The sequence below is a fragment of the Flavobacteriales bacterium genome (assembly GCA_016699575.1).
GTDB lineage: Bacteria > Bacteroidota > Bacteroidia > Flavobacteriales_F > PHOS-HE28 > PHOS-HE28.
Genome location: CP064979.1, coordinates 4,169,642 through 4,182,405, shown reverse-complemented (window position 1 = coordinate 4,182,405; position 12,764 = coordinate 4,169,642). Strand labels below are relative to the sequence as shown.

General features: G+C 61.7%; 12 protein-coding genes. 1 reads left to right on the top strand and 11 read right to left on the bottom strand.

What is annotated here, in order from left to right:
- Positions 1–21 precede the first annotated feature (21 nt).
- The 9 genes from IPJ76_17615 to IPJ76_17575 all read right to left on the bottom strand — a co-directional run bounded on the left by IPJ76_17615 (position 22) and on the right by IPJ76_17575 (position 9,393).
- Positions 22–1,179, bottom strand: a complete 1,158-nt coding sequence (locus tag IPJ76_17615; protein QQR86380.1) for a hypothetical protein — start codon at positions 1,177–1,179, stop codon at positions 22–24.
- Between the two features lie 81 nt (positions 1,180–1,260).
- Entirely contained in the window at positions 1,261–2,193 is a 933-nt protein-coding gene (locus IPJ76_17610; GenBank protein ID QQR86379.1) for a hypothetical protein, read from the bottom strand.
- Positions 2,190–2,516: a tetratricopeptide repeat protein gene (locus IPJ76_17605; protein ID QQR86378.1), complete on the bottom strand. Its 327-nt coding sequence runs from the start codon at positions 2,514–2,516 to the stop codon at positions 2,190–2,192. Before IPJ76_17605 ends, IPJ76_17610 begins: the two co-directional genes overlap by 4 nt.
- Positions 2,513–3,187, bottom strand: a complete 675-nt coding sequence (locus IPJ76_17600; GenBank protein ID QQR86377.1) for an ATP-binding cassette domain-containing protein — start codon at positions 3,185–3,187, stop codon at positions 2,513–2,515. Before IPJ76_17600 ends, IPJ76_17605 begins: the two co-directional genes overlap by 4 nt.
- Positions 3,184–4,752, bottom strand: coding sequence for an iron ABC transporter permease (locus IPJ76_17595; protein ID QQR86376.1), 1,569 nt, complete (start codon positions 4,750–4,752; stop codon positions 3,184–3,186). The genes IPJ76_17600 and IPJ76_17595 overlap by 4 nt, the downstream gene beginning before the upstream one ends.
- Positions 4,753–4,764: 12 nt before the next feature.
- Positions 4,765–5,823: an extracellular solute-binding protein gene (locus IPJ76_17590; GenBank protein ID QQR86375.1), complete on the bottom strand. Its 1,059-nt coding sequence runs from the start codon at positions 5,821–5,823 to the stop codon at positions 4,765–4,767.
- Between the two features lie 88 nt (positions 5,824–5,911).
- Positions 5,912–6,820 (bottom strand): tRNA (adenosine(37)-N6)-dimethylallyltransferase MiaA, encoded by a 909-nt coding sequence (miaA, locus tag IPJ76_17585; GenBank protein QQR86374.1) that lies wholly within the window; start codon positions 6,818–6,820, stop codon positions 5,912–5,914.
- A 222-nt stretch (positions 6,821–7,042) separates the two neighbouring features.
- On the bottom strand, positions 7,043–7,657 hold the full coding sequence (locus tag IPJ76_17580) for a hypothetical protein (GenBank protein ID QQR86373.1): 615 nt from the start codon (positions 7,655–7,657) through the stop codon (positions 7,043–7,045).
- Positions 7,658–7,752: 95 nt separating this feature from the next.
- On the bottom strand, positions 7,753–9,393 hold the full coding sequence (locus IPJ76_17575) for an HD domain-containing protein (protein QQR86372.1): 1,641 nt from the start codon (positions 9,391–9,393) through the stop codon (positions 7,753–7,755).
- On the opposite strand from IPJ76_17575, the gene IPJ76_17570 reads away from it, so the two are divergent.
- Positions 9,346–10,722, top strand: a complete 1,377-nt coding sequence (locus tag IPJ76_17570) for a T9SS type A sorting domain-containing protein (GenBank protein ID QQR86371.1) — start codon at positions 9,346–9,348, stop codon at positions 10,720–10,722. The genes IPJ76_17575 and IPJ76_17570 overlap by 48 nt on opposite strands.
- Here the strand turns inward: IPJ76_17570 and IPJ76_17565 are convergent, their stop codons facing one another.
- Both IPJ76_17565 and IPJ76_17560 read right to left on the bottom strand, forming a co-directional pair.
- Positions 10,723–11,736 carry a glycosyltransferase family 9 protein gene (locus IPJ76_17565; protein QQR86370.1) on the bottom strand — a complete coding sequence of 338 codons (1,014 nt, stop codon included), beginning with the start codon at positions 11,734–11,736 and terminating at the stop codon, positions 10,723–10,725.
- Between the two features lie 50 nt (positions 11,737–11,786).
- Positions 11,787–12,659, bottom strand: coding sequence for a 2,3,4,5-tetrahydropyridine-2,6-dicarboxylate N-succinyltransferase (locus tag IPJ76_17560; protein QQR86369.1), 873 nt, complete (start codon positions 12,657–12,659; stop codon positions 11,787–11,789).
- Between the last annotated feature and the right edge of the window lie 105 nt (positions 12,660–12,764).

The following is a 12,764-nucleotide window of genomic DNA, read 5'->3' as shown; positions in this document are numbered from 1 at the left end:
CAAGGTGCCATTACCCCCGGATCATTCCAAGCACATCTTCAACGTCGCCCGGTCTTCCACGGAAGTCAGCCTGGCGATGCAGATACCGTGAAGGTCCCGCGGCAGTTCCACGCAGCTCCGGCCCGGGCCAACGGTCGTTTCCATGAGCACTTGTCCCAATGCGTTGAAGATGGTGAGTTCACCATCCTTGGCGTTCTGCAGCACGATCCCACGGCCTTGCAATGCCATGCCTGTTGCCCCACGGGTTGAACCAGCGGATATGCCAAGAACTGCGTTGGTGGATAGTGAGAACGCCAGGGGCAAGTGGTCGCTCATGTAGTAGAGCTTGCGCAGGATGCTGAACGGCGCTTGCCAAGTGGAGCAGTCGGTGATGTTGTCGTTCCAGCACGTGCCGCTGTTGCCGAGCGGGCGGTAGGAGCCGGGCACCAGCTCTAACGGACCAGAGCCATCAATGATGTCGTCGCTCATGAGCGCAATGTCGAACCGGTCGTCGAGGCCTCCACCAGCACCGTCACCGAAGATGGCGTTCACTCGTGTGCTCTGCGTGAAGATGGAAGCGTTGCCAAGTCCAGCCCAAGCTTGGCCGCCGAGCTGCAACGGATCTTCCAGCTGCACGCCGCCCAGCGGAGTGAGCAGCACGGTGAATGCCGGTTCGCTGCCCGTGTAGATGTTCATGTCCCCGGCTACGATCACCGGCCGTCCTGCGGGCAGTGCGGCCGCATGGGCCGTCAGCACTTGCGCCATGGCTTCACGGTCGGCGATGTCCTGTGGGTCATTGCTGGCTTTCAGGTGCACGGCGAAAACAGTGAAGAACGTCGTGTCGCCTTGGAAGATCCCGTTGTCGCGCAAGTACATCGTGTACACATTGATGTCACGCACGTTGGTGAGCAGCAAGGACTGATCGCGCAGGCCCAGCTTGTTGTGATCGTAGTAGATGCACTGCGCCAGTTTGATCGTTGCCCACTGCGCGCTCTGCTGCGGAACGAACGTGGCCATGCTGAAGCGGTCCACGCCGTTCACGTTCAACGCATCGTTGAGCACTTGCTCGGCGCCGTTCAGGTCGTGGATCTCCTCTGCGATCAGCAGATCCACCGGGTGCCATGCGAGGATGTCCGCCAGTGTATCGGCTTTACCGTAAGGATTCGCGTCGGGGAAGTTGAGCAGGTTGTAGCTCAACATCCGCAAGGTGTCCTGACCGCAAAGCGGAAGGGCACAACAAAACAGGAGAGGCAGGAGTGGGGTCCTGGTCACGCGGCCAAGTTACCGGGTGGCATCCACCACGGCGGCTTCTTGCGAACCGGCGATCTCTTTCAGCAACGTGTACCAGCCTTTCTGCGACTTCCACCAGCCGTCAGCCGGGCAGTCGGGGTCGGGCAGGGAGACCACGCCCACCGCCACGCCTTCGCCAAGTGCTTCACGGTATAGGGCCCGAGAGCGCCGCGCGTGCACACCGAGCGTTACCACGTCCAATGCCATGATGCCCTGGCCTCCAAGGTGGTGGCCCAGTGTGGCGGCGTTGGCCCACGACCGGCTGACGGGATCGCCACCGGCCGGCACGGCAGTGATGCGATCGGAGGGAACACCGTGCAGGGCGAGGATGGCGGCTGCATGATCCGCGTAGGATGGGGTGCCAGGCAGGAGCGAGCTGTCCGGGTTGAGAACGGAGATCCACGCTTGCAGCTCGTGCGCGTTCTTACCGTCCAAGCGGAGCGAATGGATGAACACGGACGGTGGCCCCGGTTGCGGGTACATCGGGTCGCAGGCGATGACGATGGAACTGGCCGGTTCGCGCAGGTCGATGCCGTGGTTGGTGATGCGGTCTCCGGTGGGAGCGCGCAAGACCGTGTCACCGTTCATGACCACAAGCGCAGTACAAGCAGGAAGCCCGGCAACGCTGACCTCCACGGATCGGAACGCAGGTTTCGCAGGTCCCAGCCTGAGTTGTGCACCCGGTACGAGGTAGTAGGCGAACGGTCGCACCGTGCCCGTGGTGTACGCTAGAGCATAGCCACCTTCCTTGAAAAGCGCGGCGGCTTGTTCCAGTTGAAGCTCATCCATCCAGCCTTCCACCACCAGCACTTTCCCGCCGCTCCGCTCTGAAATGGCAAGCCACGCGTGCGAGCGCCACAAGAGCACAGCGAGAACACCGAAAAGGAGAATGAGGCCGAAGCCCCATCGCTTCAATCGTTTCATTCCTGGCTGTCGAGTAGCGTTTGCTTCAGCTCGCTGAGTTCACTGCGTGCCTTGCGGTCGGCGTTCACCAGGCTTTGCAACATGCCGGCATCGCAGGCGGCCAATGCGTCCTGCACGCGGCCTTGGTCGGCGAGCAAAAGCGCGAGCTGGTAGTAGGTGGCTACGTGCGAAGGCACATCGCGCATCAATTGCTCCAAGAGGTAGGTCGCCTTCCGGAAGTCGCCCAAGCGGCGGTGCTCCAACGCTATGGCATAGCGCAGGAAGACGTCACCCGGCTCGTCCGAGAGCATCGCCTCCAACTGATGCAACCGATCGCCGCTCATGCACCCACAATGCTCTGTTCCACGAGGCGACCGCTTTCCATGCGGACAATACGGTGCGCCATGTGTTCAGCGTCCTGCTGGTCGTGGCTGACGATAATGGCCGCTGTACCGGAGCGTTGCAGCGCGGTTTTTACCGCTTCGCGCACGTTCACCCGTGTTGACAGGTCGAGGTCGCTGAAGGGTTCATCCATAAGAAGCAGTTGCGGCTTGCGCGCAAGTGATCGCGCCACAGCCACGCGCTGCTGCTGCCCGCCGCTGATCTCGTTGGGAAAGCGCTCACCCAAGCCCTCCAGCCCGAGCAGGTCCAGGTATTCGTTCACCGTTCCACGGCGTTGCGTCTTGGGCAGATGTCGAAGTCCGAAGGCAATGTTGCCCTCCACCGTCAAGTGCGGGAACAATGCCAGGCCTTGGAAGACCATGCCGATGGGCCGCTGCTCTGTTGGAACCACGGATGAAGGTGACGAGATCATGGCGCCGTTCAGCTCGATGGTGCCGTACCGGGGTTTCTCCAACCCGGCGATGAGCCGCAACAAGGTGCTCTTGCCGCAGCCGCTGGCGCCGGTGAGCACCAACGTTTCCTTTTGGGCAAGGGAAAGGTCCACGCCGGTGAGCACTTCGCGCTCGCCATAGCCGAAACCGAGCTGTTGGACGGAGAGGAGAGGGGCGGTCATCCGCGGCGCTTGTCGTGCAGCCGGTGCAGAAGTAGCACGGGCAACAGCGCGCAAAGTACGATCACCAGTGCGGGCAGTGCGGCCTCACGCGTCTGTTCAATGCGCGCGTATTCGTGCACGGTGGTGCTCAGCGTGTCGAAGTCGAACGGACGCATGATGAGCGTGAGCGGCAGTTCCTTCATCACTTCCAACGCAGTGAGCAGCGCTGCGGCCACCAGCGCAGGCCGCAGGAGGGGCAGGTTCACTCGAAGGAACGTGCGGCTTGCAGGAACACCCAGTGTGCGGGCGGCTTCGTCGAGTAGCATGGGTTGTTGGGCCGATCCAGCTTTGATGGGCTGCGCGGCCACCGCCATGAACCGTGCACCGAACGCATACACCAACAAGGGCAACGAACCGATCAGTGCCAGGCCGGAAGCGGTGCCCACTATTCCGACCGCGCGATCGAGAAGCCCCGCGAGGGCCATGGCACCAACGGCTATCACCGCGCCGGGCACGACATAGCCCAGCTCAGCTAACTGTCCCAAGCGGCTTTCCCGTCCTTGCTGCTGACGAGCCTTCCAAGCGAGCAACAACGCCACGAGCAATGTGAAGCCCGCGGCCCAAGCGCCAACATGCAAGGTGTTCAGCGTTGCACTGAACAGTTCAGGAAGCAGATGCGCGCCTGGCACAGAAAGCGCGTCAATGGACAATGCTCCAATGGGCACCACCAGGCTCATCAACACCAACAGCGAGCACACGATCAGGACAAGGATCCGTCGTGGACCACTGAGCGTGAGCCGGGTCAGGGGCCGATGGTCGGTGGTGCGCAGCCCACGTCGGCGCAGCATCCGTTCGACAACAATGAGCGTGATCACCAGCACGACCAGCAGAACGGCCAATCGCATTGCGCTGCCCCGGTCGTACAACCCGCCCCAAGCGCGGAAGATGCCCGTGGTGATGGTGTGCAGCCCATAGTACTTCACAGCGCCGTAATCGTTCAGGGTTTCCATCAGCACCAACAGTCCACCACCGGCAATGGCAGGACGAGCCAAGGGAAGTCCAACCGAAACAAAACGCCGCCATGGGCCAGCACCCAACGTGCGCGAGGCTTCCAAGGCATCGCTGAGACCGCCGCTGAATGCCGCTCGCGCTGGCACGTACACGTAGGGGAAGAGGACCAAGGCCAGCACCATGCACAGACCGGGCATTGTCATGACATCCACCTCGATGCCCATGTGCTCGCGGAGGAATACCGTCCACGTGCCCGTTGGCCCGAGCAGGCCGGCGAAGGCCAGCGCCGCGATGTACGTAGGCAACGCCAAGGGCAGAACGAACAACCAGGAGATGACCCTCCGGCCCGGAAAGTCGAAGACCGAAACCACCCATGCGGCACCAACACCGAACACCAACGCCAGCAGCAACGTACCGAACGCCAGCTCCAAAGAACCTCCCAAATGTTCCCATAGGAACGCGCCACCAACGAAAGACCACTGCGGTGCCTCGAGGAACAGTGGTGAGAGTGCCACCACCAGCAGGGGCAGGCACAGTAGCACAGCAAGTGCGTTGGCCCAGCCGCGTAGCATCATGTTCCGTCAGGCTTATTTCCAACCGGCCTCGGCCATCACCTTCACGGCCTCGGCATTGTTCTCGCCGAGCTTGCTCAGGTCCAGTTGGTCCTGCACGAGGTTGCCGAAGGCTTCGAGCTCAGGCGCTACGGCGATGCCAGGCTTCACCGGGAATTCCATGTTGCCTTTCGCGAAGACGGATTGGGCCGCATCACTGGTGAGGAACTCCAGCAGCGCGATCGCATTGTCCTTGTGCTTGGTATGCCTGGCAACGCCGGCACCGCTCACGTTCACGTGCGTGCCCATGTCCTTGCCAATGACAGGGTAAGCAACGGCAATGATCGCCTTGGCCTTCTGCTTAGCGCTGTCTTCGCTCACCATCAGCTTGCCGGCGTAGTAGCTGTTGACGATGGCCACCTCGCCAAGGCCTTCGCCGATGGCCAGCATCTGGTCGGTGTCTCCGCCTTTGGGTTCACGCGCCATGTTGGCCACCACTCCCTTGCACCAAGCCAAGGCCGCATCGCGTCCGTTGCGTGCGATCATCGCTGCCACCAGGCTCTGGTTGTAGGTGTTCTCACTGCTCCGCACCAGCAACTTGCCCTTGAAGGAAGGACCGGTGACGGCATCATAGGTGGCCAATTGCTCGGGTTTCACCTTGTTTTTGTCGTAGGCGAATACGCGGGCGCGCACGCTGAGCCCATACCAGTTGCCCTCGGGATCGCGCAAGTGCTGGGGCACGTTGCCCTCAAGGTTTTTTGTCGTGATAGGCTGCAGGAAGCCGCCCTGCTTGCACAGGCCCAGTCGTCCGGCGTCGCTGGTAAGGATGATGTCGGCTTGGGTGTTGGCGCCCTCAGCGGCCAAACGTGCCAGCAGTTGGTCGTCATCGGCGTCGATCACTTGCACCTTGATGCCGGTGGCGGCTTCGAAATCGGCGAAGAGCTGCTTGTCCACATCGTAGTGGCGGTGGCTGTACACGTTAACCACCTTTTCGGTGCTGGCGGCGTCGGTGTTTTGCTGGTCGTTGGGCTGAGGGTCGCTGCAGGAGGCGAGGGCCATGGCGGTGAGAGCGCCAATTAGAAAGCGGTTGGTCATGTTCGTTGGAAATGTCCGCATGCGGCGAACGGGCGGCGAAACTACCTGCCCGCAGCACGGCCGGGAATACCACGATTGCAGTAGAGCGCTACGCCGAATCTTCGACCAGTCGCACCATGGCGGGGATGTCCGACGGCGATACCCAGTTCCATGCATCGCTGCGGCGCAGCCAGGTCAGTTGCCGCTTGGCGAAGTTGCGGGTGTGCTGCTTCGCTAGCGCGACCGCTCCAGGAAGATCCAATTCCCCGGCGAGGTGCAGGAACAGTTCGCGGTATCCAACGGTCTGCAAAGCGTTCAGCTGGCGAAGGGGAAACAGTCCGCGTGCTTCCTCCAGCAGGCCAGCGGCCATCATGCCGTCGAACCGTGCGTCGATCCGTTGGTAGAGTTCCTCCCGCGGAAGGTCCATGGCCAGGCAGAGGCTCTTCCATGGGCGTTCCTCAGGGTTGCCACTTCGTTGGGCGCTGAAGGGCCGCCCGCTGCTCAGGCAAACTTCCAGTGCCCGGATCACGCGGTGCGGGTTGCGCTGGTCGATACGTTCCATGATTGCCGGGTCGAGTTCCGCCAGGCGTTGCAGCAACGGCTCTAGTCCATCGCGCCGGAAGCGCTCCTGCAACTCGGTGCGGATGCGGTGGTCGCCCAGTGGCATCGGGTCGAAGCCGTTAAGCACCGCGTCAATGTACAGTCCGCTTCCTCCTACCAGCACGGCGGTGCCATGTTCCTTCAATAGGTCCTCAATGACTCGTACAGCGACCCTGGCAAAGCCACCGGCGCTCATCGTTTCCTCCACTCCCAAGTGGCCGACGAAGTGGTGCGGTACACCTTCCATCTCTTCTGCGGTGGGCGGTGCTGCACCGATCCGCAGTTGATGGTAGAATTGGCGCGAGTCGGCGCTCACCACCTCCGTTCCGAAGTGCTTGGCCAGGGCCACCGCAGCCGCGCTTTTCCCGCTGGCGGTTGGTCCGCCCACAACGATCAGCGTGCCTGCTTTGGTCCCCATCCTCTCCATGGATCAACACAGAACCGCAGATGCATCCACGGATGAAGATGATGAACATGATGGGCGCTGCGCGCTGCGGCCGAACCGGCCCTTGCACAGGAAGTCATGCCCGTTGTCTGTCATCCTCTGCGTTCTCTGCGCCTCTGCGCGAACGTATTTCTCTCCTCTCCGCGTTCCCCGCGCCCCCGCGTGAGGTCATTTCAGTTCCGCGGGTCAACTCCCTCAGTGGTAATCCTCCGGCAATTGCTCGTGCCCGCTCAGCCCATCGTCCTCACCGTGGCCGAATTCGTCGTGCTCATCGCCCATGTCCGTGTCGTGGCCCATGTCTTCGTCGGCGTCGTAGATCTCCTCGGCCTCCTCGCGCATGTTCTCGCCTTCGGCTTCATCGTCGTTGCCGGGAAGCAGGATAGGGTCCATGCGGCTCATCTCGCCAGGTGCTTCACCGTGACTGAAAACCACCTGGGGATAACGCTTGCCCTTCACCGGTTCCTTGGCGCTCACGAGTTCGATCAGGAAGGTCCAGTTGAAGAGGAAGTCGTACACGTAGATGTAGCGCTGCTTGGTGCTGCGCATGTGGTCGCTGATGTACACGTCGGCCATCAGGGCGGGCGGTGTGCCGCCATCCTCCGCGAAGCCCAGGTCGGCCAGCGGGATCATCGCGCCGCGTTCCCAGCTGTCGTCGCTCACATAGAAACAGGCCATCTCCTCGCCCTTGAAGCCGAAGGCCTTCTTGATCGCCTTGTGCAGGTCAAGGAACGATTGCTCGCTCCTGATCTCTATGTCACGAAAGGCTTCGGTTTTGTCTTCGATGAGGACGCGGAAACGGTAGATGCGCATTGTGGGATGCGTGAGGATACAATGGGACCGCGAAGCTATCGGTACCTGCGAATGGTGCGGTCCTGAGCTTTGACAACGCCGGGGCGGCCCGGTCACTATTCCTTGCTGTCGTTGGCTACAACGGGCTTCTCCATCCCCCGCAACGGTTCACGTCCCATCGCTCGACCGGTCTCCAACATGAGCGCCCACGCCTGCGTGCGGTCGTTCTCGATCTTGCCGTCCAGGATGGCGTCCTTGATCACGGTCTTGATATCGCCGATCAGCTTGCACGGCTCTACACCGAAGGCGGTCATCACATCCTGACCGGTGATGGGCGGCTGGAAGTTGCGCACACGGTCCTTCTCTTCCACGGAGCGCAGCTTTTCCACCACCAGTTCATAGTTGCGCAGGTAGCGGTCCTTCTTCTTCTCGTTCTTGCTGGTGATGTCTGCGCGGCAGAGGATCATCAACGCGTCGATGTCGTCGCCGGCATCGAAGAGCAGGCGGCGGATGGCGCTGTCGGTAACGATGTCCTTGGTGAGCGCGATGGGACGCAGGTGAAGGGCCACGAGCTTCTGCACGAATTTCATCTGATCGTCCAGCGGCAGTTTCAAGCGGCGGAAGATGCCCGGCACCATGCGCGCGCCTTTGTCCTCGTGCCCGTGGAAGGTCCACCCGTGCTCAGGGTCGAAGCGTTTGGTGCGTGGCTTCGCGATGTCGTGCAGCACGGCGGCCCAGCGCAGCCACAGGTCGTTGCTCTTTTCGCACACGTTGTCCAGCACTTGCAGCGTGTGGTAGAAGTTGTCCTTGTGGCCGATGCCGTATTTCTCCTCCGCGCCCTGCAACTCCAGGAACTCAGGGAAGAAGCGGGAGAGGAGCCCGCTGTCGCGCAGCAGGATGAAACCGGCGCTGGGTTTGTCGGTAAGGATGATCTTGTTGAGCTCCGTGTGGATGCGCTCAGCACTGATGATGTCGAGCCTTTCGGCATTGCGGCGTATGGCCTCGAAGCTCCCAGTTTCAATGGTGAAGCCCAACTGCGTGGCGAACCGCACGGCGCGCATCATGCGCAAGGGGTCGTCGCTGTAAGTGATGTCCGGGTCGAGCGGCGTGCGCAGGATGCCCTTGTCCAGGTCGAGGATGCCGCCAAAGGGATCCACCAGCGCACCGAGACTGCCAGCATTGAGGGAGATGGCCAACGCGTTGATGGTGAAGTCGCGGCGCTCTTGATCGTCTTTGATGGTGCCCGGTTGCACCTCGGGTTTGCGGCTGTTGCGGCTGTAGCTCTCCTTGCGCGCCCCGACGAACTCGACTTGGATGTCATCCTGAGCCTGTCGAAGGATGAACATCGCCGTCCCGAAGTTCTTGAAGACGTGCACCTGCCCGGCGTTCAACCGAGCGGCCACCGCCTCCGCGAAAGCAATGCCGTCGCCTTCCACCACGAAGTCGATGTCCTTGCACGGACGGCCCAGGAGCAGGTCGCGCACGTACCCTCCAATGGCGAACGCAGGGATGCCCCGGACTGCGGCTTCATCAGCCACGGCCTTGAACAGCGGCTGCTCCGCGATGCCGTCCAGTCGCGACGGGTCGATGTCGAAGGCGTGTGCGGCCACGGTTCCAGGGAAGGGCCTGCCGTCGGCAGACAGGCGGCGAAAGTAGCCGGGTGGCGCGCTGGCAGGTCGATCAGATAGCTTCGCCGAAAGCTCAGGTCCATGGTGCGCCCCTTCGCAGTGGTTTTGTTCAGTACCGGGTTGGTGCATTGTGCGGCACAGCAGATCCCGAACGGCGGGTTCGAGGACTGGTCCGACCGGGCGGCCTACGAGGAGATCGACGAATGGCGAACGACGAACTACCAGATCCCGGGCGTGATCAGCGTTACGCGGGTCCCGGGTCATTCAGGTGCGAATGCTGCGCGAATGACCAGCGTGAGCAATGGAACGAACACGACGTACGGGCTTCTGCTGCAAGGCAACGTGGTGAACAACCAGGCGGTGGACGGCGTGCCCTTCGGCACCGCCATAGATGCGCTGCAAGGGTGGTTCCGCTACGACATCGTTCCGGGTGATTCGGCGTTCATCTACCTGCTCGTGTGGAGCGGTGGCACCGTCGTGGACACCCTGTCGGAGTACATCGGCGGAACTCAATTGACCTGGACCGCCCTGAGCTTCCCGGTGAACAACGGGGTTCCCGTGCAGCCCGACAGCGTGCTACTGGCCTTCGTCAGCAGCGATCCTTATGGGCTGCCTATTGCAGGTACATCGTGGTTGGAAGTGGACGATGTCCAACTCACGAGCACCATTGAGCCAGTGCCCGACGAGTTGCCGAACAACGGCATGGAAGACTGGCACGACATCACCACCGAGGAACCCGACGGTTGGTTCTCTTTCAATCCCTTGCTGGTGAACATGGGCCTCGCACCCGTGGCGAAAAGCACGAATGCCCGGACAGGCAGCTTTTCACTGCGCATGGAGACGCTGGGTTTGGGCAATGACACGCTGCCCGGCATCTTGGCGAACAGCGACATCGCCAACGGCGCTTTCCTCACCGGTGTTCCTTACACGGACACGCCCACGCTCATGACCGCGTTCTATCAGTACGAGCCGGTTGGCACGGACACCGGTGGTATCTACATGGCCTTCGTGAGCAACGGTTTGCTGGTGCAGGAGACGTACGCATGGATCACGAACGCGACTTCCGCCTGGACGTTCATCGGATCGCCGATCACGCTGTTCAACGCGCCGGACACGCTCCTCTTGCGCATCTGGTCGGGCAGCCACCCGGGCTCAGTACTGTACGTGGATGATCTGTCGTTCGTGGGCGTGACGCTCGGGGAGGAAGAACTGGCGCAGCAGGGCCTCGAACTCTATCCCCAACCAACGCATGATGTGCTGAACGTGCGGACGGTCAATGGAGACGTGCCAATGCGGATAAGGGTGACGGACCTTTCGGGCAGGATAGTGCTGGATGGCGCGGCCACTATGCAAGGCTCGAACATATCGCTGTCGGTTAACGGATTGGCGCCGGGCGTGCACGTGCTGGAACTGGAGTTCCCGAGTGGTTCGAGGCGAGCGAGGTTCGTGAAGGAGTGATCAGATCAATTCGCCAAGTGCTCGCGCAGCCTTGATCTCGGCGCATCGGAAGTGCCCCTTGGGACATCTCCTGTGCCCATGCAGCCCGCACGGCCTGCAATCGAGCTTTTCCGCTGTTTCCACCACGCGTCCGTTCGCGCGCAGCGGCCCGAAGCCGAACGCAGGAACCGTGCTGCAGAAGATGGCGGTCACGGGCGCGTTCATCGCACTGGCGATGTGCAGCGGCGCGCTGTCGTTCACGTAGTTCATCGCGGCACGTTCCATGACGGCGGCCGTTTGTAGCAGGCTCAGTTGTCCGGCCAGCACGGTTCCAGTGCCGGCTTCGCGGGCAATCCGTTCGCACAGGTCCTTGTCGCCAGGGCCGCCCAAAAGCAATGCACGGGTGTTGGCAGGCACCTGCTTCAGAAGCTCCACCCATTTCTCCGCTGGCCACTGCTTGGTAAACCAAACGGATGCTGGCGCGATGGTGATGAACCGGCTGGAGCAATGGCCTTCAACACTCGCCCTGTCTTCCGCAGATGGGTAAAGCCTTGGCAGCGGCCGCGACCTGTCGGTGAGGTGTTCGATGAGGGCGTTCAGACGGTCCACCTCGTGTCGACCATCACCGACGTCCCCGTCCCGTCCAGTCGGGATCACGTGCTTCAACTTGCGTGTGAAAAGGAAACTCAGCGGGTTCTTGTCGTAGCCGATCTTCTCGTTGCCCCGGGCCAGCACGGTCATCAACCCGGTGCTGAAGAAGCGCTGGCAGTTGATGATGTGGTCGTAGCGGGTCTTTCGCAACGTGCCGATCAACCGGAACAGGTTGCGTGTCTTGCCGCGTTGCTTGTCCCAAACATGGACATGGCGAAGGAACGGATGGCCCTTGAACAACCCTTCGTTGCCCTTCCGCACCACGATATCAATTGCCGCATCCGGATAGAAGGCATGCAGCTTCTCCAGCAAAGCCGTCGTCAGCACCGCATCCCCCAAGAACGCGGTCTGTATGACCAGAAAGCTCTGCTGCCGCCCTTGCATTTTCCTCCGTGTTCTCAGTGCCCCTCTGCCTCTGTGGTCTTCTCTCCGCCTCACACAGCCACGTTGTGCTCCCTCAGTGCGTCGTTGAGGCTCGTCTTCTTATCGGTGCTCTCCTTGCGCTGTCCGATGATGAGCGCACACGGCACGCCGAACTCACCGGCCGGGAACTTCTTGACCGTGGTGCCGGGGATGACCACTGAGCGCGGCGGCACATGGCCTTTCATCTCCTTGGGCTCGGCACCGGTTACATCGATGATGCGCGTGCTGGCCGTAAGCACCACGTTGGCGCCCAATACGGCCTCCTTGCCCACGTGCACACCTTCCACCACAATGGCGCGCGAGCCGATGAAGCAACCGTCCTCAATGATCACGGGTGCCGCTTGCACGGGCTCCAGCACACCACCGATGCCCACGCCACCGCTCAAGTGCACGTCCTTGCCGATCTGCGCGCAGCTACCCACGGTGGCCCAGGTGTCCACCATGGTGCCACCATCCACGTAGGCGCCGATGTTCACGTAGCTCGGCATCATGATGACGCCCGGTGCGAGGTATGCCCCGTAACGCGCTACGGCATGCGGTACCACGCGCACGCCGAGCTGGGCGTAGTTGCGCTTCAGCTCCATCTTGTCGTGGAACTCCAAAGGACCGGCTTCCAAGGTCTTCATGCCGCGCGTGGGGAAATACAGGATCACAGCCTTCTTCACCCAGTCGTTCACCTTCCATTCAATCACCCCTGCCCGGTCATTCCGAGGAGTCCCCGACGAGGAATCCCGCGTTGATGCTTGGTTGTTACCGAACACCGGTTCCGCCACCCTCAGCTGCCCCTTGTCCAGCAGTTCTATCACATGCTCAATGGCCTGCACCGTGGCCTTGTCCTTCAGCAGTTCCCGGTTCTCCCAGGCGCGTTCGATCTCCTGTTGCATGCGTGTCGGTTGGGAGGGCGAAGTAGGGGAATAGGAGGGAATGAAGACCACGGAGGCACGGAGCCACGGAGAAATCAATGGCAAAGAGGAGGATATCACTACGGA